The organism is Paraburkholderia hospita, assembly GCF_002902965.1.
Taxonomy (GTDB): domain Bacteria; phylum Pseudomonadota; class Gammaproteobacteria; order Burkholderiales; family Burkholderiaceae; genus Paraburkholderia; species Paraburkholderia hospita.
In genome coordinates this window covers 37,188-56,888 of the sequence record NZ_CP026110.1, presented here as the reverse complement: position 1 = coordinate 56,888, position 19,701 = coordinate 37,188, and the positions used below count along the sequence as shown (strand labels likewise).

Here is a 19,701-nt window from a genome sequence, read left to right as displayed (position 1 = left end):
ATGTCGCAAATCCTCATAGGTCATGACTTTTGGAAGCTCCGCGAGAATGTAAAACTCCCGGTCTACTGGCGCGAAGCGCAGGTGTCGAATCATCACGTCGGCGTCGCCGGAACGTCGGGCGCAGGCAAGACGCATTGGATTCGCCAGTTCGTCACGGGCATGCCCGACGACGTGGAGATCGACATCTTCGACTACCACGGTGACATTGAGATCGAGGGCGCGAAGACGGTGATGTTCAGCGAGGCAACCCGTTACGGATACAACCCGCTCGTGCTGAACACCGATCCGCACTACGGCGGTGTGCGCCGCGCGGTCAACGACGTGATCGAGGCGATCAACAGCACGGCACGCCAGCTCGGCGGCAATCAAGAGGGCGTGCTTCGACACCTGCTGACCGACTCGTACATGATGAAGGGCATCTTCTCCGACAATCCGCGTTCGTGGGCGCGACGCGAAGCGTCGGAGGCCGAGATCCGGGAGATGATGGAGGCTCGCAACTGGTCAGGCCTGCGCGAGGTGTACCCGACACTGAGTGACGTGATTGGCTTTGCGAAACGGAAGCTCAAGGCGCTGTGGATGGGTATCGAGGACAAGGACAACGGACGGGCAGCGCTCAGCGCGTTCGATGAATACTGTCGTTCAATGGCCGCGGTGAACCAACTTCGCACGAAGCTCGCGAAGAGTGGCGCGAAAGACGACGAAGACATGGAGCGCCTGCAGAAGCGGATGGAGACGGCGAAGGCCAAGGCGTTCGACACGCATGCCAACTTTTTGAACAGTCTGGAGAACGGCCGCGAGTTCGAAGAGGCGATGAAGTACAACAGCAAGGATGTGCTGTTGAGCGTCATCACGCGGCTTGAAAACCTGAATGCGACCGGCATCTTCAATCCGAATCCCCCGCCCTTCGGCAACGCCCGCGTGCGTCGCTACATTCTCAAACCGCTCGCGCAGTCCGAGGACGAGCTGAAGATGTTCGTGCGCTTTCGCATGCGCGCGATCATCCGCGAGATGATGCAACGCGGCGAGTCGGGCGGTAAGCTGCGTCGGCTGATCGTGCTCGACGAGTCGAAGAAGTTCAACGACGAGGATGCGAGCAACCCGATCAACGTGGTCGTGAACGAGATGCGCAAGTTCGGCCTCGCGATCCTGCTCGCGGGCCAGTCACCGGCACACTTCTCGTCCGACTTCATAAAGAACGCCGGCACGCTGCTGCTGCTGAACCTGGCCACGGCCGATTGGGACGAAGCGGCGCGCAAGCTGAAGATCGAGGTCAAGGATCTGAAGTACCTGAAGCCGCAGGAAACGGGCGCTGTGCGGATGCTGGAAAAAGGACAGTCCGCATCGTTCCGCCAGGTGCGGTTCTGACGCTGGGGAGCCTGAACATGATGAACTCTCGCTTCCTTCGGCGCTGGGTCGCCGCTGCCGCGATCGCCGTTGCGGCGCAGGGCGCGATCGCAGCGCAAGCGCTGCCCGCCGGCGCTGCGTATGACCTCGGGTTTTCGCCGGCCGTCGGCCCTGCGAGCGCACTGGACGTCGTGCTGCAGGCGATCGGCAGCGCGCGCTCGTCGATTGTTGTCGTTGCGTACAGCTTCACGAGCAAACCGATCGCGACCGCATTGCTGGCCGCGCATCGCCGCGGGGTGAAGGTCGCCGTCGTTGCCGATCGCGGGCAGAACGCGAAGAGTTATTCGGCTGTGTGGTTCCTCGCGAACCAGGGTGTGCCTGTGCGGTTGAACGACCGATACGAGGCGACGCACGACAAGTTCATGGTGATCGACGGACTTCACGTGGAGACCGGCTCGTTCAACTACTCGTCGGCGGCCGCGAACCGGAATGCGGAGAACGCACTGGTCCTGTGGAACGCGAAACCGCTCGCAGATCGGTACGGGGCCGAGTGGGCGCGGCTATGGCAGGAGAGCGTCGAGCTGAAGCCCGCATATTGAAAAAAGGCCGGATATCCGGCCTTTTTCATGCGTCAGGCGATAAGGCGGCCTTGAGGATCGGCCTGCCCTCTCATCGCGTGACGCGCTCGAGCGCTGCCACGAGCTCGTAGGTGTCGCCGTAATGCCCGCTGAGTTTCTGGCGCGGCAACGCGTTCAACGCGCGAATGACGTCCGGCGCGATCGCAGCCAGCTCGCACAACGACATGACCATCTGCGCGTGGGCCTCGGTCAGCAGGTCGGTCAGGACCGGCCAGATCTCGCCGTTGGGCAAGGTGCCGACGACCGCCCACGAGACCGGCATGCCGCCGTCCTCGGTAGCCCGAACATCGAATGTGGTGAAGTCGGCCAGCGCTGCCAGCTTGTCGAAGAAGAAGATCGGTGCGCGATCGTTCATGGTGTTGCTCCTAGACGGTTGGGAGGTAGGCCGGGGACTGGTAGCCGCCAGTGGTTCCGGCCGGGATGCGGTGAGGCGTGGCCGTCACTGCATGGGATCTATTATAGTCTGCTTACGTACATACGTAAATACGTAATTGCGTAAATATTTGGCTGGGGGGTTCGGCATGTCAGGCGGTCAAGGGGACGCCCGGAAGCCGCAGCGGAGCGCAGAGCTGGCCGCAGGCCAGGTCGAGCACCGAACGGGTGAGGACGACAGCGCAGCGGCCCTTGACGGGCTGGCGTGCCGGGATAGACCCTCCAGTCGAGGGTGTGGGGGTGGTTTCATCTCCCCCGCACCCTTGACGACAGAGGGCGACTCGCTCCTTCCCGCAGGGCGGGAAGGCGGGGGATGGGTGGGTGTGGCCGCCGCCGGCGGCCCTGCCCTGCTCTGCTGAATGCAGGTGTGAAAAGCCGCCCTTCGGTGGCTTCGTTACTTCATACGCGGAGCGCGTGGGCGGTCGGTTGGTGCCGGCGCACTCGCCGGGGCATCCTTTGTGCGCTGATCCGGCGGATCGAGCGTGATCTGGATGTTTGGATTCAATCGACACGTGGCCTTCTGAATCGAGTCCCAATGCCTGAACGGCACGGTGCCGACGTTCAGCGGTTTTTCACTGAGCGCGATCTTCGCCGGGTAGGTCACGACCTTCATGTGTTCCCAGCCCGGCTCGTTGATAACCGATGCGATCAGGTCCGGTCGCTGCATCAGGAGCACGTGAGGTTTCGACGGGTCGAGCGTGCTCGTATCGACGCCCTCGTGCTCGAGCTGCCGTTTCAGGATTCCCTGCAGTTCGTCCATCATGCTCCGCGACAGCCGTTGGAACGTGATGAAGTCGTGCTGTGGCAGATCCTCCGGCTTCATCATGAGCGGATTCTGTTTCTGGTCTAGCTTGACCAGCAGATCTATGACGGTGAACTGCAGGCGATTCTTGTCGGCATAGGCACGAGCCGCCATGAATCCTTCCTGCTTGCTTTGGTATCCGTATAAAGCGGAAAAAGCCCCAGGAACGGGGCTTTTCATAGGCAAACCGCAATCCTTCAGCGCGATCACGCGCGGCGCCGCACCTTCGTAAAAGTACACCGTCGATAGTTCAATAATATGCTGTGAGTCGGGCTTCTCACTCGTTGTCACCAGTATCACCTTGTTTAGTCCAGCCCTGAATCAGCACTTTCTCGACGTGCTGTCGGTCGCCAACACTGCTCACTACGTCAGCCATCGTCCGAAGAGTTTTCTTCGGCGTCAGCTTGAGCCGTCGCACTGCTTCGATCCAACGCATCACCGGCCGACCGGGCTTACCGTCATGCAATAGCAAGCGATATACCGACGGCGGCGAACGTCCGATCAGCGTTGCGAACTTGTCGCGATCCTGCGGCGTGTCCTGCAGCCCGAGGAAGTCATAAAACTCCTTGACGTCGGGCGGCAGTTCTACGGGCGCTGATTCAGGGTGTTGCCGATACAAATGAAGGAGCATGGCCACTACCGGATCGGCGATCTGCTTTGCCGAGTTCTCAGCACTGGTCAGCTCCTCCCACTTCGCTTTCTGCAAGCCGAATGCGTCCGCTGCCGCAACTTTCGTCAGACCGTTCTCGATCCTCCAGCGCTCCAAGTCAGTTCCGCAGATTGGCTGAAGCTGTTCATTTTTCATATCCATACTCATTCACGGAATGATAGCAAGGATGCCCCTCCGTGGGCAGTGTTTTCTAGGCACTTCCCAAGGCGGGCTATTTTGAATAATATACACGATACGAAATTCGCGCGGCTAGGGTTCAGCCCCACGATCGGCTCACGGTAACAACTAGGCGTTTAACGGCCTGTATGCGTCGTGACTTGAGGCGAACCCAGCCCTTCACTAACTAGGGAATGCCCTATGAGCGCTGAGTCTGACGCAGTTATGCAGCAATTCCGCCAAGCGGTTTACGAGCGCTTGGTCAGTCCAGGAACGGGTTCTCAAGTGTCGCCCGAGGGCTCGATTGGGCAACGGTCTATTGCGTATCGAGATTGGCTTATCACGGTCCGTAAGACGAAAGAATCGGAGGCCCTCGCATCCGACTTCGTGCGACATTGGGCCGTCGCTGACATGACCGCCTGGCATGCGATGCCAGGTGATCGACACGAGCTTGCGGCCGATGACATCTTTCAAAATATTTCCGCAAACGTTTCATATGCGGAAATTCTTCAGACAATCGATGCAGAAATGGTCGATCGTGTCAAGACACTCTCCGCTGAGAACGATCGAAGGTCCGCCGAGAAGGAAGAACGGAAAGCGCGCGACTACGTGGATAGCCGTGCGGCACTTCTCGCCGAGCAACAGGCAGCGCTGCGCATCGCTGAATCGTTCAAAGATGCTGGGCGTGTCCCCGATGCCGAATGGGCACGACTCGGCCGTGCTGTCGATCGCGTGTATCTCGGCGGTGATCGCGCCGACCTAGGCGCGGCCCTCGAACTCGCGACGACGATGGCGCGCGTCGATACGACGCGGCCCTGCCCTTTTCCCGAAAGCGCAGTCCAACGGGCTTTCGAAGGCGAACGGGCATATCAGGCGTCGCGGGCGTCGGCGAATCACGAGGAAGTGATCGCCGATTTGGCCTTGCGAGCTGGCAATGAAGGCGATCCGGCACCGAGCTATGTTCTCGAACGTCGTCAGGCGGTCGAGCACTATGCGTTCGGTTTGGAGCTGCGCCTCGAGGCCCTTAGAGCAGCGAACGCCGATACGTTTGCGCTGCGAGAGACGCAGGATCTGCTGGCTGTCGCCCACGCGCGAGCGAAGTCGCTCGCGAGCGACAGCCCGGAGAACGCGAGCGCCGAGAAGACCGACGAGGCCATGCAAGCAGCAGCTACCGCACCTGCCGCTGCGCCGGTCGCGGCGTCGCCGTTGCCGGCAGCGGAAGAAGCCGACGGCTTCGCTGGCGAGGCCAAGGACCGCGACGCCGACGACAAACCGTTCGATCCCGAGCTGGCGATCAGCAAGCTGCTCGAAAACGTCACGTACAAAGCTCAGAAGGACGGCAGCGTCCTCTACATGGTGAGTGAGCGCCCGGCGTTCATCGATCACGGTCAACAGATCGTGATGGCCAGCAAGGCGAATGAAGATGAAGAAGCGATCCTTGCCGCGATTCTGCTCGCGAAGGAGAAGTACGGCGGCTCGTTCGAGTTGACGGGTAGCGAGGCGTTTCAGCGGCACGCGATCGAGATCATGCTCAAGCATAAGGTCGACGTGACGTTGAAGAACCCGCAACAGGACGCGCTTCGCCGCGAGCTCGCGAAGGCCGCGGGTGAGGAGCCGAAGCTGCCGGAAGCGCAGGAAGGGGCGGGACCGAAGCCGCTCATTGGCAAGCCGGCTAACGGCGATCAGGAAGCGGGAAACGCGCCCGTGACGGCCTCGTCGTCAGATGCACCGGATGACGCGCCGGCGAGCCGCCTAGCGGCCGATCTGCTCCCCGTGCGCGCGCTCGATTGGTGGTCCGTGCAGCGCGAAGCGATCCAGGTGTGGGCCAAGAGCGATGACGAGCTCAAGACCGACCTCGAGCAACTCGGGCCGCAGCCCTCCTCCGATCTCATTTACTGGTTCGACAAGGCTGGGAAGCCTTGCGATCCGCCGGCGGACGCCGACGGCTATCTCGCGAACATGAAATCTGAACCGGCCGGCTTTGTATCCGGTTCGGAATCCGAATTGCGCCTGCGCGACGCAATGGGCAATGGTGAAGTTAGCGCGAAATCGTCTAACAGTGAGGTAACTGCTATGAGTGACAATCAGGCATCAAAAGAGAACGAGCCGAAATTGATCTTGCGTGGTGTGCGCAAGCTCGACAATGGCGAGTTCGACACGACGGCGCTGCTGTTCAAGGGCAACGGCGACTATCTGCAGGGCTTCATCAAGGTCGGCGACGAGAAGCACCAGGTGATCGCGCACATGAACGAGCGCAAGAATCCTGATCCCGAGACCGGCGAGATCAAGCCGAACTTCCTGAAGCTCGTCGAGCCGCATGGCAATGGCGACGACACGAACTGGAAGGAACTCGGGTTCGGTAACGCCGTGAACCGTCGCTCGGACGGGAAACCCGTATACTTCGACGAAGTGTTGTTCAGCGTCGGGAACGAAGTCATCAAAGCGCGGATCACGAAGAACGTCGACGACGAGCTGCACCGGAAGCTGGGCTTTCAGGAGGCGCGTCAAGCGCGTCCGAAAGACGACAGCAAGAGCAGCGCGGCTCCGGGAGAAGCGAGCCCAAAACCGACGGCGCCGGCAGCCAAAGCAAAGGAGGACGCGGCCGGCGCTCCAAAAGCACGCCGTAGTTCGCGCGCTAAGGCTTGACGCCGTGCCGCCTGTTAATCCATCGAGGGAATCGCCATGAAAATCTATGTACGCGCGTTATTCGTGCTGTTGCTGTGCTCTGCTGTCAGCGTACAGGCAGCGACCTGCCGAAGCGGCAGCGCTGCTGCGCAAGGCAGTCAGAGCGGTTACGATCGGGATAAACAGGCTGCGCAGCAGACTGCCCAAAGCGAACGGTCCTCCTCGGACATTCTTGGAAAATGCGTGGGCGGTATCACTTCGGTGCTTACCGCCCCGCAATTCCCGTCCCTCTCTGACATCTTCGACCAGATCAAGAATAAGGTCTGCCAGATCGCAAGTGATCAGGTCAACGGCGTCGTCGGTGACGTCAATGGCCAGATCAACGGCGTGATGAACGGCATCAACGGCCAGGTCAGCAGTGCTGTGAATGGCACGGGCGCTGGCCAGATCGTTGGCAGCGTGCCGCAGATCAGTGGCCCGTCGTTGCAGCAGACCAGTGCAGGGTCGTCGCAATCGTCGGCCTTCTGGAGCAATATCTGGAAATGACGATCCAATCGCGATCCTGCCAAAAGGCCACTTCGGTGGCCTTTTCTTTTGCCCGGCGCCAGCGCGCGAGCGACCTCTGCCGGGCAAAAAAAACCGGCCACAAGGGCCGGCGAGAAGTCCTCTAGCGTTATCCGAGGGCCGTGCTAGAGGCTGAGAGACATCATGGCCGCGGCGCGCGGCTGGACGATCGGTTCGGCGCGTTTCGCAGGTCGGCGGGTGCGAACAAATCCGCGTAGCAGATCGGCCCTTGGGTCGCTCCGGCCGTGCGATGCAGCAGCTCGGCCGACTCGCGCCCGTGGACCTGCACCGGAAACGAGGGAGCGCCATTGGAGATGAGCCAGAAGCTCCGCGTGATTCCGTTGGTGAAGCCGATGTGCGTGCGGCCGCGCTCGTCGTTCCATGCGCCGACGTCGGCGAGCGGTACCGGATTGGAACTGCCTTGCGCGAATCCGTCGACCGCATACGCATACTTGTAGTCGCGCGGCATCTGCGAGCGCAGAACGCACTGCTCGTCGCTGCGCAACCATGCGAGGTAGAAGGCGTCGGCGTCGACATGCACCGCGAACATCTCGTTTCCGATGTGGCCAGCGGATGCCGACATGTAACGATCGGCCTGACCTGGTACAGGGATGCGCCATACGGCGCGATCGTGGCCGAGCTGGTGAATGTTGCACGCCTTCGCGCGTGGCGAGGCTGCGACTTGGCGCTCGAGGTTGCGAATCTCGCTCGCACGCGCAATGGAAATGCGGATTCGCTCGAGCATCACTCGTGATCCTGGAAGCGGTTGCGATACCACCACGGACGGGCGTAGATGCGCGAACCGCGCAGCAGGTGCAGGAACTTCTGCCATAGGACCTTGAACGTGAGGCCGAACTTCGCCAGCACGGCGAAGAACACGATCACGCCCACGGCGGTCCAGAAGGTCCACCAACGCATGTGGAACAGCCAAACGAAGATGGGCATGTACGCGATGCAGGGAATGCCGAGCAACGTCGGTGTCTGCGAAGCGTGGCGCCAGATGGAGATGCTCATGCTGCCTCCTGCGAACGGATACGGAATGCTTTATGGCCGGCCAGTTCGATGAATTCGCTCTTGTCGATACGGCCAGCCTCGTAGAGAGCCCAAGCCTTATCGTCCAGCGTCGCCTTTTGGGACTCCAGACGTGCGCGGATTATCGGTGCCCATTGGTCGTAAGGCTGCATTTGCAACTCGTTCTTGAAGTCGCGATCGAATATCACGAACTCACGAACGGCAACGCGCTTACCGTCAGTTGTCTTGAGCAGGCGCTGCACGACAATGACACGCAGGCAGCCGAGCAGACGCGAAGCGACGGCCGACTGCTGTTGCGGTGGATAGACCTGAATCGCGCGGTTGATCGTCTCGGCGCACGACTCGGTGTGCATGGTGCCGTAGGTCAAGTGGCCGGTCAGACCAGCCTCGATCGCAGCGTCGATCGTCTCAAGGTCGCGCATTTCGCCGATGCCGATGATGCTCGGCTTGCGGCGCATGGCATTGCGCAGGCCAGTGGCGAAACTCTCGATGTCGCGACCAACTTGAGCTTGGTGCGGCTGCGGGCCTTTCCAGTGCGCACCGCCGAGCACGAATTCGATCGGATCTTCGTAGGTGATGACCTTGCGGTCCGGCATGTAGATGCCGGCATAGCCGTAGACACCGGATTGAAGTGTGGTCTTGCCCGAGCCGGTCGGGCCGCAGACGAGAACGAGGCCCATGCCGGGATAGAACGCCTCAAACAGCTCCTGCTCGATGCCCATCTTGGTAATGTCGGGCAAGTCGAACGGGATCAGGCGCATGGTGATCGCGTAGGCCATGTCGAACCGTGCCACGCGACCCTGGATGAAGTTGCAGCGGAAACGAAGGAACTTGCCGCGCTCGATGCCAAGCTCTTCCCCGGCGAGCTCCAATGAGCGGTCCGCGCCGTGACCGCCACGCACATTGTTCTCGACCTCGGCCTGCCACACTGAACTGAGCAGGCTGGATAGATGGCCCTGCTTGATCGTGTGGGTGCTCGCCTGCCGCTGACGACCGTGAATTTCGACCCATGCGTAATCGCCGCCCTGCACGAGAATGTCCGAAACGCCATAATCCGAGCAATATTTCAAGAAGTGCTTGAAAGTATGCGCGGTCACGTCGCCCCGAAAATCGTAGGGCTCGAACTGGATGAGTTCACTCATTTCTCGTCGTCGCCAAGCGGTCGGCCTTCGATCTGCGTTGCCGGTGGTTTGGCAGCAGGCGCAGTGCCCGACTGCGGAACTGGTGCGACCTTCGGCGCGGGCTGTTCGCCGCGATTGACGGTTGGGCTCCACTTGTTCGGGTTCGTTTCGAACGTTGCCTTGCTCGTCACGCGGCGCAGGGTATCGCCGAGCATGAGTTGCCGGCCGTCACCAGTGACCGTCTGACGGGATTCAGCGACGCGCGTAGTGGAGATCATGCCCTCCTGCACGAGCGTCGAGTACCGCACCATGCCGGTGTAGTCACGCGTGAGCCGGTTGAAATTGGCGGCAAGGATCGCATCCGCCTGCTGTTCACCTGCGCTCCACCCGTTCTTGACTGCATCGCGCCAAACAGCCTCTTCGTTGCCGTTCTGCGGCCGAGTATCGAAGGTCGGAAGATCGACACCGCCCTTCATCGGGAGCCCGACAAACAGGTAGTCTCGCCACGTCGGCGGAACGCTGACGAAGCGCTCTTCCTTCTCGATCTTGTAGACGCGATTCGCGGTGCGAATCTGGTCGGGCGAGAACGACGACAGTTCGCGGGCCTCGACGATAACCGGAGGAATGGTGCCGTTGCGGTTGATGAGCGGCGAGAACTGGAAGATGGTATCGAGGTTCTCGGCGCGTGCGTTGAGCGCGTCGCGAAGTACGCGCGCACGTGCGGCCATGCCGCCGCGGAAGCCTACCGTCTTGCCGGCTTCGGTGAGCATCTGCATGCGCAGATCCGTGAGGCCGGTGGTCGCCTTCGACGGCGGATTCAGGAGCGAATCAAGCGTGACCGGCTGATCTTCAGGTGCCGGCGTCGACGCCTGAGCTTCGGGTGCCGGCGCAGCCGGCGCCTGAGCGACCGGGGCCGATGCCGAGGACGCTGTTGCCGGCGTTTGCGCCTGCTGGGCCGATGCGGCGGCCGGGGCTTGGGTCTCGGCAGCATGTGCCATGCTGGCCACGAGGAGCGGGATCGCCGCGACGACAAAGCGCTTCATGATCGTCTCCCCGTATCAGGACTGCGGACGGTTGTATTGCAGTACCAGCTTATCCGGGTACTGCGTGACATCGGCGCGGTAGCCGATCTGCGCCCGGACCATCTGCATCACGGCGTCGTAAGACGCGTCCTTGACGTCGATGTTGACCGGCAGCGGCATGCGCAAGCCCATGAACGAGAACGCGAGTCCGCGATCATGCGCGAGCTTGTTCAGGAGCTGCAGGGCGTCGCCCTGCCACGAGAGTGTGACGCGGTGCTGATCGTCGACGATCGACACTGGCAACTTCGTGGTCGCCTGATTCAGCGCACCGGCCTGATACAGGTCGGCCTGCGCAGATTGGATCTTCTGCGAGGCGTCGAGGATCTGGCGATCGATTTCGGTTTGAGCGTTGTCGGTCTTCGGCTGGGTCGCGCAGCCAGTGAGCGCGAGGCCGATCAGCAAACCGGCAAGGGTGTAACGCGGCATAGCCATAGGTGGCCCTCCTTTTAAATTTCGTATTAAGGTTACTATACAAAACCGAAGAGGGCAATGAAAGGGGCTATTTCCGGCGTTGTTGCCTAGTCTTTGCGTCGCGGCTTGCCCGCGCCAACTCGGCAGCTCTGGAGCGACGCAGCGCGTCTTGAGCCGCATCCTTGAGGCGGGCGTCGATTTTGTATTCGAGCATGATGTCGATTGCCCGGCGCTTGAATTCCTCACTGCCGGTGAGTTCGAACGTGCCGCCATACTTCTCGGCGGCCAGGTGCAGGGCTGCGGCGATCGCGGAGTTGTCTGCCGCGCCCTTCGCCAACACGTCGATGCGTCTGCCAAGGTCGATGAAGGCGTCGCGGCCGTCGTCGACACGGTACACGACCGTTCCATCCCGACGAACGCGGAAATAGATCCCTTCCGCGATGTCACGCGCTGTAGGATCAGCGTCGTCCGGATGAACGATGCCGTCCGCTCCGTCGTTGGCGAGCGCCCGCTCGAGCTCCTTCGCACGCCGTTTCTCGCTATAGGTGAAGCCACGCAGTTGGCTGATAGCTGCTGCGTCGCCAGTGGCCGCCTGACGCTCGACCCATTCACGATATGGCTGGCGTCGGTTTGACTGATCGTCGCGCAATTCCTTGCGCTCGTTGCGGATCTCCCGCTGAAGCCGATCGCGTGCGCGCAGCGTCTCGAAAGCGATCACGCTGTACAGGGCCTTGCGGGCGGCTGGATCGGTCACTGTTTGACGTACCTCGAGGCGACGCTGACGCGCGTCGGCCCGAAGCGCCGCGAACCGGGCCCGGACGTCGGTCGGGTCAAGCCGGCGATAGACGAAGCCGCTTTTGTACTCGTCGTACCGCGCGCGCAGCTCGCGCCGAGCCTCTGCGCGCTCCTGCCGGCGCTCTTCGCGAACCTTGGGATCGCGTTTCAGTGGTCGATGCTTGTCGTAGGTCAGAACGGAGTCGGTTGTCGACTCGGACGGCTCGAACGGGCCGAGGCGCTTGACTAGCCTGGTTCTGCCAAGCGCCTCGTGCATGTCACTGGCCTTGATCGGCGTGGTGTCGCCTGAGTTCAGATCAAAGATCGCGAAGCCCTGCCCCTTCTCGCGCAGTTCGAGACCGTATTTCGCGAGAAGGTTGTGCAGTTGCCGCCAAGTGAGCTGGTCGTTCTTCAGCGCAGCCAGCAGCGCCTTGCGCGGTTCGCCGCGCGCGTAGGTGAACAGGCTTTCCTGATCGGCATGCCGCTCCATGTCGGCCGCCGGCGTCGGTCGCTTGCCCTTCGTGCTGGGATCTTTGCTCGCCCAATCGATGACGACTTGGCCGTTACGCTCGAACACGGCGTATGGTCCTTTGTCGTGCTGCCACCCGTTCTGGAGTTCGAGCTCGCGCATCGCGCGATCGAGCTTGAAATAGTCCCGCTCCGGATAGACCGCCGCGAACGTATCGGGATTGACGCGATTCACGGCAATGTGCAGGTGTGCGTTGTCGGTATCGCGATGCACGGCGAACACGTACTGATGATCGGCCATGCCGACAGCCGCGAGCGCGTACCTGCCAGAGTCGAAAGCCTGCTCGTCCGTCGGCGATTCCGACGACGGCCACGACAGCACGATGTGATACACCGGGTCCTTGACCCGCGGATTCTGTGCCGCGACGGCATTCATTTCGCCGGCAGCGGTCGCCAGCGACAGGCAGTTATGTTCGCATGCGACGCCGTTGGGCGTTACGACTCGCTCGGGCTCGCCGAGGAGTCGCCCGAGGTCGGCGACAACATCTGATGCATCTCGTCCATGCCTTCGTTGAGCGGACTCAGCATTAAACGCAAGGTTGGCTCGACGGGCTCGGGCTCGCTCTTGAAAGTCTCGATCAGCTTGCGGAGCCTGTCGGAGATAGCTTGCTGCTGCTCGTAGATGGTTTCGAGCACGGGCAAGGCTTCGTTGATGTTGATCGCCATCTACGCCTCCTCGTCCACGAGCTGCGTCTTCAACTCGCTCGTCAGATCGACCATGTTCTGCCCCATAGGCAGCAACAGCCCTTCGAGCACTTTCAAGACGGACTCGGACGGCATCTGCATCAATAGAATTAGTTCGTCGAGCAGCGCGCAGATGGTCTTCTGCTCCTGCGAGATGTTCTCGAGCACGCTCAAGAATTTGGTGGTGTCTTCTTCGGTCGCTTGGATCGAGCTCGTCACTTAGTTTCTCCTGGTCGTCGTCGCGGTTGGTGATGTACTCCACCAGGTCGCCGAAGTCGGACCTGCCGTCTTGGCGTCGCTCGGGGATTTTCGCCAACATCGGTCAGTCACCGATCCGTGCGATGGCTGCGCGAATTTCAACAAGGACTGCAGCAAACTCTTTGGACAGCACGCCGCCGCCCTCGGTGAACAGATGTTTTTGCAGTCCGCCGAGGCGGCGCAATTCGTTGATGATGTGCGCCTCCATCTTGCTGCGTGTGCGGCGGCCAAGGCCGCACGCGCGCAAGTATTCTGGCACGGTGACGCCGGAATCGGTGGCCTTCTCGCGAAGAATGACCAACTGTTCGGGCGTCACCCTCACCATTACGTGCTTCGTTTTCTGTCGTTCCTCACTGCCACTCACACTGGACTCTCATGCTGTTGGGGTCTCGGGGCTTCGCCCTGAGCAGGGACGGTAGGCTGCGCAGAGGGAGTGAAACGACTGGTGCGCTGCCGGTTGCTATGTCGCCATTTATGGCGGTATAGCAAACCCTACCCTGTCCCCGAACTACCGTTATCGGTTCACGAAGTTTAGCGGTAAGAATTTGACTCATCAAGCTGAAAGACTAGAATCGAGTCCTGCGGACCTCTTTTTTTGTACTATAGGTATGATATGAAATACACTGTTGGCCAGATCAAGCTGATGCTTGATGAACTGGATAAAGAGTTCCCGGAGATCGACGAGAACGAACGGGCAGCAGACAGAGCCCAGACGATCAAGCTGATGGCCGGGGTGGTGAACGATTGGCTGGCTCGTGGCTATAGCTATGCTCAGATCGCCGAGAAACTTCGTATGAAGGGATTTATACGGATTTCAGAGAAGGCGTTACGACATGCTGCTACGCAGCCGAAGCGACGGCAAAAAGCGGAAACGCCGAAGCCTTCTGAGAAGGGAGAAGCGAGGAAAAAAACCAGCATCACCGAAGGCGAATCGGGCACCAAGGCCGCTAAACCGTCGGCACCGATCGTGCCGGCTAAAGCGGAGGCTCAAGAGCCTTCTCAACGAAGCGGCGGCTTCACACCGCGCGCTGATTCAGACGACATCTGAGAGGTAAGAAGGAATGAAACCGATCTATTTTGTGGGTGGCAGTAAGGGCGGCGTCGGCAAATCGGCTGTGTCGATCGGCTTGATCGACACCTTGCAGGAACGTTCAGAGAAGATTCTGTTGATCGAATCGGACACGTCGAATCCTGACGTGTGGAAGATGTACAAGGATGAGATCAAAGCTGAGCTTATTAACCTCGATGAGGCGAACGGCTGGATCGATCTGGTGAACATTTGTCACGAGCATTCGGATGCGGTCGTTGTGGTCAATACAGCGGCAAGGAACAACAAGGGCGTGGCGGCATATGGTGAGACACTGAACAGCACGCTCGGCGAGCTGGGTCGTAAGCTGGTTACGCTGTGGGTTATCAACCGTCAGCGCGACAGTCTGGAGCTGCTCAAGGAGTACATGGAATCGCTGCCGGGATCTGCGATTCATGTCGTGCGCAACACGTATTTCGGCGACGAGCGGAAGTTCGAGCTGTACAACACCTCAAAGACGCGTAAAGCCGTGGAAGACGGCGGCGGTAAGTCGGTCAACTTGCCGGATCTTGCCGATCGTGTAAGCGACGATCTGTACAGCAAGCGGCTGTCGATCACGGCGGCGATGAAAGAGCTGCCGATCGGCAACCGCGCGGAACTGACCAGGTGGCGCAACGAAGTGCGTAAATCGCTCGGGGAAGTGCTCGATGCTTGACATTGAGGCGAGCTTTGAGAAGCTGCTGGGGCGGCAGCCTTCCGAGAAGGAGATTCAAAGCCTGTATCGCGTGAAGAACGCGCTCAACATTCGCGATAACGATGCGCTTTGGCTCGTGTTGATGGCGCTGGAGTCCTACGACACGCTATATCGGAAGTATCCGGGGATGATCTCCGATCAGGTCGGCAAGATCCTCGACGAACAGCGGGCGACAATGGCGGCGATCGCTGATGCGGAGACGAAGAAGGCGCTCGGAACGCTCTCCGACGCGGTAAGCAAGACGAGCGAGCGGGTTGCTGTGCGCCTCGTCGACGCGTCGCGGTGGCTGTCGTGGGGATGGGCATGGTTCGCCTTCGCGGCATTCGGGACGCTGTGCGTGTTCGTGGGCTTCGTGCTGGGCAGTGGACGCCTGCCCTATTGGTCAGGTCCTGCGCCGGGCGACGGTCCGTTGGTAGCGATCTTGGGGGCGTTGGCGCGCACGCCGGCGGGGTGGCTCGCCGCGGCCGGTGGCGCAGCGGCGGCGATCGGCGCTGCGTGGCGCGCGAGAGACGACCTGAAGGCCGGGAGGCGGCTCGGGCTGCTTGCCGCCTGCCTCGGCTTGCTTGCCGCGTCAGCGGCCTTTCTGTGGCCTGTAGTGGCGGTTTGGAAGGTGCTCTAAGGTTTCGCTCAAGGTTTCAGCGGACGGACGGCATAGTCCTTGACGACGACGCCGCGCGCAGAGCCTGCATTGACGAGCGTATCCGACACCCATACGGTTTTGTGTTCGAGCCGGCGAATGTGCCCACGCCGGATGTGCGCCTTCGGGCTGGCGTGCTGCCCTCCCTTGCCGCGACCATCGGTGGCATTGCTCGGCCGCACGGCCAGCACCCGATAGTCGAAAAACGGCACCTTGCCGTTTTGCTCCCGCTTTTTGTTCAGCTTCGCCGGGGCTTCCAGTGTCGGCGCTTCGATGTTCGCGCAGTTGACGACACATCCGGTCTGGATCAGGGCCTGGATCTCGTCGCGAGCGTTGGCCAAGGTCTCAGAGTGGACGGCCCGGAGCGAGCCGAGTTGCTGAACGTCGAATTCGTACCGCTCGGGCAGGATGACAAAGGGCGAGACCTGAAACTGACGCATCTTGCGAGCGGACAGCCTGGCCTCGCGTAGGGGCTCGTTGAGCATGCGGGTACGCTCGTCGGCCTGTTCGGGCACGTAGGCGCTGAGTTCGTTGGAATGCGGCACAAAGGCACCGCCTGGCGCGAGTTGCCATTGATCGGCGTCGGTCCAGTAGATCGGAATGACGCACACCCCGCCGTCCGGTTCGCTCAGCAAGTGCTCAGTACCGGGCAGAAGCGCCGCGACATCCTCGTCGAGCTCGACGCACAAGGCGATGCGCTTCGGGCAGCGCAGGATACCCTTGTCGCCGCCCTCGCCGTCGGGCAACACCCACGGCGCTTCCAGCGCGGCGACGGGATGCGGTAGCCGCATGCTGTCGATGTGAACCTGCCGGAGCTCGCTGACGTCGATGAGATCGGCGCAGTTGGGCAGCAGGTACTTGACGCCGATACGCAGGAGGTGCGCGACGGCTTCGTAGCCTGCGCGCATGCCCGGCATGTCGCGGCGGATAGTCGGGATCAGCCGCTCGAATTGCTCGAGCGCGTGTGTGCTGTAGTTGAGGCGCTGAACGTCTTCAGACATGGCGGTACAAGGTCAGTCGATGAGAAATCGGGTGCGGTCTTGCCCGCGAATCCATCGCGGCACGTTTCCACGGCCGCACCACTCTTGCCCTGTGGCCGGGTCGCGATAGCGAGCGGGCAACGCGTTCACTTGGTAGGCGCCGCGGCGGCCGTTTCTGCCGACGAGATCCTTGTGCTTGATGCCGTAAGTGTCCATCAGGCCGTGGATGGTCTCGATCGCGTGGACACGCTCGCGCGCCCGTGCCAGCTCAATCCGCTTGTCGAGCTCCGCAAGTTCGGAGAGAAGCTGCTGGTAGATGGTAAGTCGCGCGGGCGGATTCGTCATGCCTTCGGCGTCCGCTTCGTGGGCGACAGATCCTTGATGATCGTGCGCAGGTCGACCACTTGAGCCTTGGCGGCATCGAGTTCGCCCGACGTGCGCGCGAGCTGCTCACCGGCCGCTCTCGCCTCCTTACGTGCCTGTGCCGCCTCTGCCTCGCGTTGCTGCACCTTCTCCAGCGCACGGTGGATCTCGTCGGCGGTACGTTTGCGCACATCGGCCAACTGCTCGGACAGCTTGTCGCGCTCGGCCTCGGCCTTCGTAGCCGCCCGCTGCGAGTTAGCGAGTTCCTGCGCCAACTCCTTGTCGCGACGGCGCAACTCATCGATCTCACGCCGCGCGGCTTCCTTCTCCGCACCGTGCTTCGCCTCGGCTTTCGATGCCTTCTCGCGCTCGTCGGCGAGCTCGCGTCGCGAGGCAGTCAGCTCGGCGCGAACGCCGTCGACGTCGGTTCGCGCCCGCTCGAGGTCTTTCTCAAGGCGGTCGACGAGCGCCGCCTTTTCGCGAGTCTCGGTGGCGGCCACGTGCGCCTCCTGCTGGGCCGTGCGCAGTTGCTCGCCCAAGGCCGACCGCTCCTCCTCGAGCTGCGCGGCCCTACCCTGCAGGCGAGTGAACTCCTCGACCGTGCGTTCGTGCTCGGCCGCAAGGGCTTCGTACGCATCCGACTGCTCGGCCGACAGGCGCGCCAAGTCGCTCTTTTCGGCCTCGAACGCGGCCCGCGCCGATTCTAGGGCATCGTTGGCCAGCCGCTGCGCGACTTCCCATATGTGGTTACCGAACCCCGTCATCGCGTCATGCAACTCGGCGGGAAGCGGCTCACGCACGCTCTGCACGAGCATCCGCTGCTTCTGCCGCCACTCCTTCAATGCCTCGACCACATAGTTCATGCCGGCGCGCGCGCGCTGACGCACTGCGTCGACGTTCGGAAACTCGCCGTTTTCGGCGTACAGATCGTCGGCGGCAGCGAAAATGCGGTCTTTCAGTTCCTGATTCATACGTGCCTCACGGGGTCCGCGTCGGTTTAGTGGTAGGAATAATAATAACACTACTATTATTACTACTCAATGAACGAAAAATGTGTACATGAATTCATGCGGCTCGGCGAAGCGCGCGCAGAAGGTCGGCGGCGGCCGGAGGCATGACGGCGTTGCCCAGCAGGTGCATGGCGCTGCGCCGGTTCAACGGCAAGGCGAACGTCGGCCGAAATCCGCACGCGCGTTTCGCTTCCCTCGGGTGGAGCATCCGCATACGGTCGCCGTCGATGATGGCCCAGCGGTCTACCGTGGTTATCGTGCCGATCGGGCGGTCGATTGAGCGGCCGGTAAGGCCGGAACCGTTGCCGTAGTACGGCGCGACGAAGCGGTCGCCGAAGGCGCGGCGTCCGGCTGCGATCCGGGCCAGTGTGTTAGCGCTGCGCCCCGGCTTGTCGATCCTGCTCCAGCCCGGCGCATCCCACTCGATGACGTCGCGAATGGGCTTGTGGTCCCGCAGGGAAAGGTCGAGGCCGATCGGTGCGGCCGACCTGGTGCAGACCAGGAACAGCCTTTTGCGGTGCTGCGGAACGCCGTGGTCCGCCGCATCGATGATGTACGGCGCGATCGCGTAGCCGAGCAGGCGCATCGCATCACGCCACGCTGGATAGAGCGCCCAGCGCTCAAAGGCGGGAACGTTTTCCACGACAATGAAGGGGGAGCGGTGATATTCGGCGCAAGCGACGACGGCCCATGCCGTCGACCGCAGTGCATCGTGATGCGGCTTTTCCTTCCCTCGAGCTGGGCTGTGCCCCTGACAGGCGGGAGCTGCGAGCATCAGGTCGTGCGTCGGCACCGTGCGCCAGTCCGCCTGCTGCAGATCCTGACAGGCGTGCTCGGTTTCGGGATGGTTACGTGCGTGATATTCGCACGCCAGCGGCCAATGATTGCCTGCCCATACGACACTGCAACCGGCCATGATCGCGCCCTCAGTGAAACCGCCGGCGCCGGAGAACAGGTCGATCGCTCTCATTGTGCCGCGCCCTCTTCCACAATCGTCAGCGACAAGCCCTCGATCAGCAACGCGTTGTCGCGAACGAGCGTGCGCTTGCCGAGATACTGATGACGGATGCTCTCCCAGCCGGGAATGTCGGTGCGCTCAGTCGTCCAGACGCCTCGGAAATCGGCGTGAACGCGGTCATACTCGGCTCGTGTGATCGTAACCATGAATGCTCCTAGACGGATGTGGAAGATCCCGCTGGAAGCCGGTAGCCGCCGACTCCCAGCGAACAATGTCAGGCGTCGCCGTCGGCTCCGCAGTGGCAGCAATAGCACTGACCCTCGCCGAAATAGCTGTCGTCGTCGCCGCCGTAGGCCGACCCGCTGTAACTCCACTTGTGGCCGCGTTCCGTGGCGCACTCGAACTGCTCTAGCGTGAGCCCTTCATCGTCGTGGATATAGCGCTTGATCGTCAGTGCGCGAATCGTCGGATACTCGCGGCGCAACTGCTGGTATTCCGCGGCCACTTCTCCGAATGCGATCGCTTGCGCGAGGGTTCGTACTTGCATCGTCGCTCTCCTTCCGGTTGGCTCTACAGCATGGACCTAGTATAGCTTACATACGTACATACGTAAATACGTAATTGCGTAAATATTTGGATGGGTGTTGAGGCATGGCAGATGGTCAAGGGGGCGCCCGGAAGCCGCAGCGGAGCGCAGAGCTGGCCGCAGGCCAGGTCGAGCACCGAACGGGTGAGGACGGCAGCGCAGCGGCCCTTGACGGGCTGGCGTGCCGGGATAGACGCTCCAGTCGAGGGTGTGGGGGTGGTTTTATCTCCCCCGCACCCTTGACGACAGAGGGCGACTCGCTCCT

The 19,701-nt window shown here is 61.6% G+C and carries 23 protein-coding genes; 7 read left to right on the top strand and 16 right to left on the bottom strand.

Features of this window, described 5'->3' with window-relative positions; all coding sequences use genetic code 11:
- Positions 1-1,365 (top strand): hypothetical protein, encoded by a 1,365-nt coding sequence (locus C2L64_RS52820; RefSeq protein ID WP_090838864.1) that lies wholly within the window; start codon positions 1-3, stop codon positions 1,363-1,365.
- A gap of 17 nt (positions 1,366-1,382) precedes the next feature.
- Entirely contained in the window at positions 1,383-1,943 is a 561-nt protein-coding gene (locus C2L64_RS52815) for a phospholipase D family nuclease (protein ID WP_090838866.1), read from the top strand.
- A 70-nt stretch (positions 1,944-2,013) separates the two neighbouring features.
- On the opposite strand, the gene C2L64_RS52810 is transcribed toward C2L64_RS52815, so the two are convergent.
- From C2L64_RS52810 to C2L64_RS52800, 3 genes are all read right to left on the bottom strand, one after another.
- Positions 2,014-2,337 carry a hypothetical protein gene (locus C2L64_RS52810; protein WP_007183063.1) on the bottom strand — a complete coding sequence of 108 codons (324 nt, stop codon included), beginning with the start codon at positions 2,335-2,337 and terminating at the stop codon, positions 2,014-2,016.
- Positions 2,338-2,808: 471 nt separating this feature from the next.
- Entirely contained in the window at positions 2,809-3,507 is a 699-nt protein-coding gene (locus C2L64_RS52805; RefSeq protein WP_226206304.1) for a hypothetical protein, read from the bottom strand.
- Positions 3,494-4,021: a hypothetical protein gene (locus C2L64_RS52800; protein ID WP_007183065.1), complete on the bottom strand. Its 528-nt coding sequence runs from the start codon at positions 4,019-4,021 to the stop codon at positions 3,494-3,496. The genes C2L64_RS52805 and C2L64_RS52800 overlap by 14 nt, the downstream gene beginning before the upstream one ends.
- Positions 4,022-4,570: 549 nt before the next feature.
- Between C2L64_RS52800 and C2L64_RS52795 the strand changes: the two genes are divergently transcribed.
- Both C2L64_RS52795 and C2L64_RS52790 read left to right on the top strand, forming a co-directional pair.
- The gene (locus C2L64_RS52795) at positions 4,571-6,688 is read left to right on the top strand and encodes an LPD7 domain-containing protein (protein WP_244144673.1); all 2,118 of its coding nucleotides are present in this window, start codon (positions 4,571-4,573) and stop codon (positions 6,686-6,688) included.
- Positions 6,689-6,724: 36 nt separating this feature from the next.
- Positions 6,725-7,213 carry a hypothetical protein gene (locus C2L64_RS52790; RefSeq protein ID WP_007183067.1) on the top strand — a complete coding sequence of 163 codons (489 nt, stop codon included), beginning with the start codon at positions 6,725-6,727 and terminating at the stop codon, positions 7,211-7,213.
- Positions 7,214-7,373: 160 nt separating this feature from the next.
- Here the strand turns inward: C2L64_RS52790 and C2L64_RS52785 are convergent, their stop codons facing one another.
- The 7 genes from C2L64_RS52785 to mobA all read right to left on the bottom strand — a co-directional run bounded on the left by C2L64_RS52785 (position 7,374) and on the right by mobA (position 13,485).
- Complete coding sequence (locus C2L64_RS52785) at positions 7,374-7,781, bottom strand: plasmid fertility inhibition factor family protein (RefSeq protein ID WP_244144674.1); 408 nt, start codon at positions 7,779-7,781, stop codon at positions 7,374-7,376.
- 194 nt (positions 7,782-7,975) lie between these two features.
- Entirely contained in the window at positions 7,976-8,245 is a 270-nt protein-coding gene (gene icmT, locus C2L64_RS52780; protein WP_007183069.1) for an IcmT/TraK family protein, read from the bottom strand.
- Positions 8,242-9,405 (bottom strand): plasmid transfer ATPase TraJ, encoded by a 1,164-nt coding sequence (traJ, locus tag C2L64_RS52775; protein WP_007183070.1) that lies wholly within the window; start codon positions 9,403-9,405, stop codon positions 8,242-8,244. Before traJ ends, icmT begins: the two co-directional genes overlap by 4 nt.
- Positions 9,402-10,427, bottom strand: a complete 1,026-nt coding sequence (locus tag C2L64_RS52770; protein WP_007183071.1) for a type IV secretory system conjugative DNA transfer family protein — start codon at positions 10,425-10,427, stop codon at positions 9,402-9,404. The genes traJ and C2L64_RS52770 overlap by 4 nt, the downstream gene beginning before the upstream one ends.
- Positions 10,428-10,442: 15 nt before the next feature.
- Positions 10,443-10,898, bottom strand: coding sequence for a DotD/TraH family lipoprotein (locus tag C2L64_RS52765; RefSeq protein ID WP_007183072.1), 456 nt, complete (start codon positions 10,896-10,898; stop codon positions 10,443-10,445).
- A gap of 67 nt (positions 10,899-10,965) precedes the next feature.
- Positions 10,966-13,182: a TraI/MobA(P) family conjugative relaxase gene (gene traI / locus C2L64_RS56205; protein WP_305728315.1), complete on the bottom strand. Its 2,217-nt coding sequence runs from the start codon at positions 13,180-13,182 to the stop codon at positions 10,966-10,968.
- Positions 13,183-13,185: 3 nt separating this feature from the next.
- Entirely contained in the window at positions 13,186-13,485 is a 300-nt protein-coding gene (gene mobA, locus C2L64_RS52755; RefSeq protein WP_158660685.1) for a plasmid mobilization protein MobA, read from the bottom strand.
- A gap of 249 nt (positions 13,486-13,734) precedes the next feature.
- Here mobA and C2L64_RS52750 point away from each other — a divergent pair, with 249 nt between their 5' ends.
- The 3 genes from C2L64_RS52750 to C2L64_RS52740 are packed head-to-tail and all read left to right on the top strand — an operon-like array spanning position 13,735 to position 15,521.
- On the top strand, positions 13,735-14,169 hold the full coding sequence (locus C2L64_RS52750; RefSeq protein WP_090839074.1) for a hypothetical protein: 435 nt from the start codon (positions 13,735-13,737) through the stop codon (positions 14,167-14,169).
- Between the two features lie 13 nt (positions 14,170-14,182).
- Positions 14,183-14,863, top strand: coding sequence for a nucleotide-binding protein (locus tag C2L64_RS52745; protein ID WP_090839072.1), 681 nt, complete (start codon positions 14,183-14,185; stop codon positions 14,861-14,863).
- The gene (locus tag C2L64_RS52740) at positions 14,856-15,521 is read left to right on the top strand and encodes a hypothetical protein (protein ID WP_090839070.1); all 666 of its coding nucleotides are present in this window, start codon (positions 14,856-14,858) and stop codon (positions 15,519-15,521) included. Before C2L64_RS52745 ends, C2L64_RS52740 begins: the two co-directional genes overlap by 8 nt.
- Positions 15,522-15,529: 8 nt before the next feature.
- Here C2L64_RS52740 and C2L64_RS52735 read toward each other — a convergent pair whose 3' ends face one another.
- From C2L64_RS52735 to C2L64_RS52710, 6 genes are all read right to left on the bottom strand, one after another.
- On the bottom strand, positions 15,530-16,540 hold the full coding sequence (locus C2L64_RS52735; protein WP_090839068.1) for a hypothetical protein: 1,011 nt from the start codon (positions 16,538-16,540) through the stop codon (positions 15,530-15,532).
- A 12-nt stretch (positions 16,541-16,552) separates the two neighbouring features.
- Positions 16,553-16,864 (bottom strand): H-NS histone family protein, encoded by a 312-nt coding sequence (locus C2L64_RS52730; RefSeq protein WP_090839066.1) that lies wholly within the window; start codon positions 16,862-16,864, stop codon positions 16,553-16,555.
- Entirely contained in the window at positions 16,861-17,853 is a 993-nt protein-coding gene (locus C2L64_RS52725) for a DNA-binding protein (RefSeq protein WP_007183080.1), read from the bottom strand. The genes C2L64_RS52730 and C2L64_RS52725 overlap by 4 nt, the downstream gene beginning before the upstream one ends.
- A 94-nt stretch (positions 17,854-17,947) precedes the next feature.
- The gene (locus C2L64_RS52720) at positions 17,948-18,862 is read right to left on the bottom strand and encodes a DNA cytosine methyltransferase (protein WP_028229648.1); all 915 of its coding nucleotides are present in this window, start codon (positions 18,860-18,862) and stop codon (positions 17,948-17,950) included.
- Positions 18,859-19,056 (bottom strand): hypothetical protein, encoded by a 198-nt coding sequence (locus C2L64_RS52715; RefSeq protein WP_028229649.1) that lies wholly within the window; start codon positions 19,054-19,056, stop codon positions 18,859-18,861. The genes C2L64_RS52720 and C2L64_RS52715 overlap by 4 nt, the downstream gene beginning before the upstream one ends.
- Positions 19,057-19,124: 68 nt before the next feature.
- Positions 19,125-19,397 (bottom strand): hypothetical protein, encoded by a 273-nt coding sequence (locus tag C2L64_RS52710; RefSeq protein ID WP_090839065.1) that lies wholly within the window; start codon positions 19,395-19,397, stop codon positions 19,125-19,127.
- Between the last annotated feature and the right edge of the window lie 304 nt (positions 19,398-19,701).

Coding starts and splice junctions, on each gene's coding strand:
- C2L64_RS52820 (WP_090838864.1), top strand. CDS start 1: ATGTCGCAAATCCTCATAGGTCATGACTTTTGGAAGCTCCGCGAGAAT.
- C2L64_RS52815 (WP_090838866.1), top strand. CDS start 1,383: ATGATGAACTCTCGCTTCCTTCGGCGCTGGGTCGCCGCTGCCGCGATC.
- C2L64_RS52810 (WP_007183063.1), bottom strand. CDS start 2,337: ATGAACGATCGCGCACCGATCTTCTTCTTCGACAAGCTGGCAGCGCTG.
- C2L64_RS52800 (WP_007183065.1), bottom strand. CDS start 4,021: ATGAAAAATGAACAGCTTCAGCCAATCTGCGGAACTGACTTGGAGCGC.
- C2L64_RS52795 (WP_244144673.1), top strand. CDS start 4,571: ATGGTCGATCGTGTCAAGACACTCTCCGCTGAGAACGATCGAAGGTCC.
- C2L64_RS52790 (WP_007183067.1), top strand. CDS start 6,725: ATGAAAATCTATGTACGCGCGTTATTCGTGCTGTTGCTGTGCTCTGCT.
- C2L64_RS52785 (WP_244144674.1), bottom strand. CDS start 7,781: ATGTTCGCGGTGCATGTCGACGCCGACGCCTTCTACCTCGCATGGTTG.
- icmT (WP_007183069.1), bottom strand. CDS start 8,245: ATGAGCATCTCCATCTGGCGCCACGCTTCGCAGACACCGACGTTGCTC.
- traJ (WP_007183070.1), bottom strand. CDS start 9,405: ATGAGTGAACTCATCCAGTTCGAGCCCTACGATTTTCGGGGCGACGTG.
- C2L64_RS52770 (WP_007183071.1), bottom strand. CDS start 10,427: ATGAAGCGCTTTGTCGTCGCGGCGATCCCGCTCCTCGTGGCCAGCATG.
- C2L64_RS52765 (WP_007183072.1), bottom strand. CDS start 10,898: ATGGCTATGCCGCGTTACACCCTTGCCGGTTTGCTGATCGGCCTCGCG.
- traI (WP_305728315.1), bottom strand. CDS start 13,182: ATGTTGGCGAAAATCCCCGAGCGACGCCAAGACGGCAGGTCCGACTTC.
- C2L64_RS52750 (WP_090839074.1), top strand. CDS start 13,735: ATGAAATACACTGTTGGCCAGATCAAGCTGATGCTTGATGAACTGGAT.
- C2L64_RS52745 (WP_090839072.1), top strand. CDS start 14,183: ATGAAACCGATCTATTTTGTGGGTGGCAGTAAGGGCGGCGTCGGCAAA.
- C2L64_RS52740 (WP_090839070.1), top strand. CDS start 14,856: ATGCTTGACATTGAGGCGAGCTTTGAGAAGCTGCTGGGGCGGCAGCCT.
- C2L64_RS52735 (WP_090839068.1), bottom strand. CDS start 16,540: ATGTCTGAAGACGTTCAGCGCCTCAACTACAGCACACACGCGCTCGAG.
- C2L64_RS52730 (WP_090839066.1), bottom strand. CDS start 16,864: ATGACGAATCCGCCCGCGCGACTTACCATCTACCAGCAGCTTCTCTCC.
- C2L64_RS52725 (WP_007183080.1), bottom strand. CDS start 17,853: ATGAATCAGGAACTGAAAGACCGCATTTTCGCTGCCGCCGACGATCTG.
- C2L64_RS52720 (WP_028229648.1), bottom strand. CDS start 18,862: ATGAGAGCGATCGACCTGTTCTCCGGCGCCGGCGGTTTCACTGAGGGC.
- C2L64_RS52715 (WP_028229649.1), bottom strand. CDS start 19,056: ATGGTTACGATCACACGAGCCGAGTATGACCGCGTTCACGCCGATTTC.
- C2L64_RS52710 (WP_090839065.1), bottom strand. CDS start 19,397: ATGCAAGTACGAACCCTCGCGCAAGCGATCGCATTCGGAGAAGTGGCC.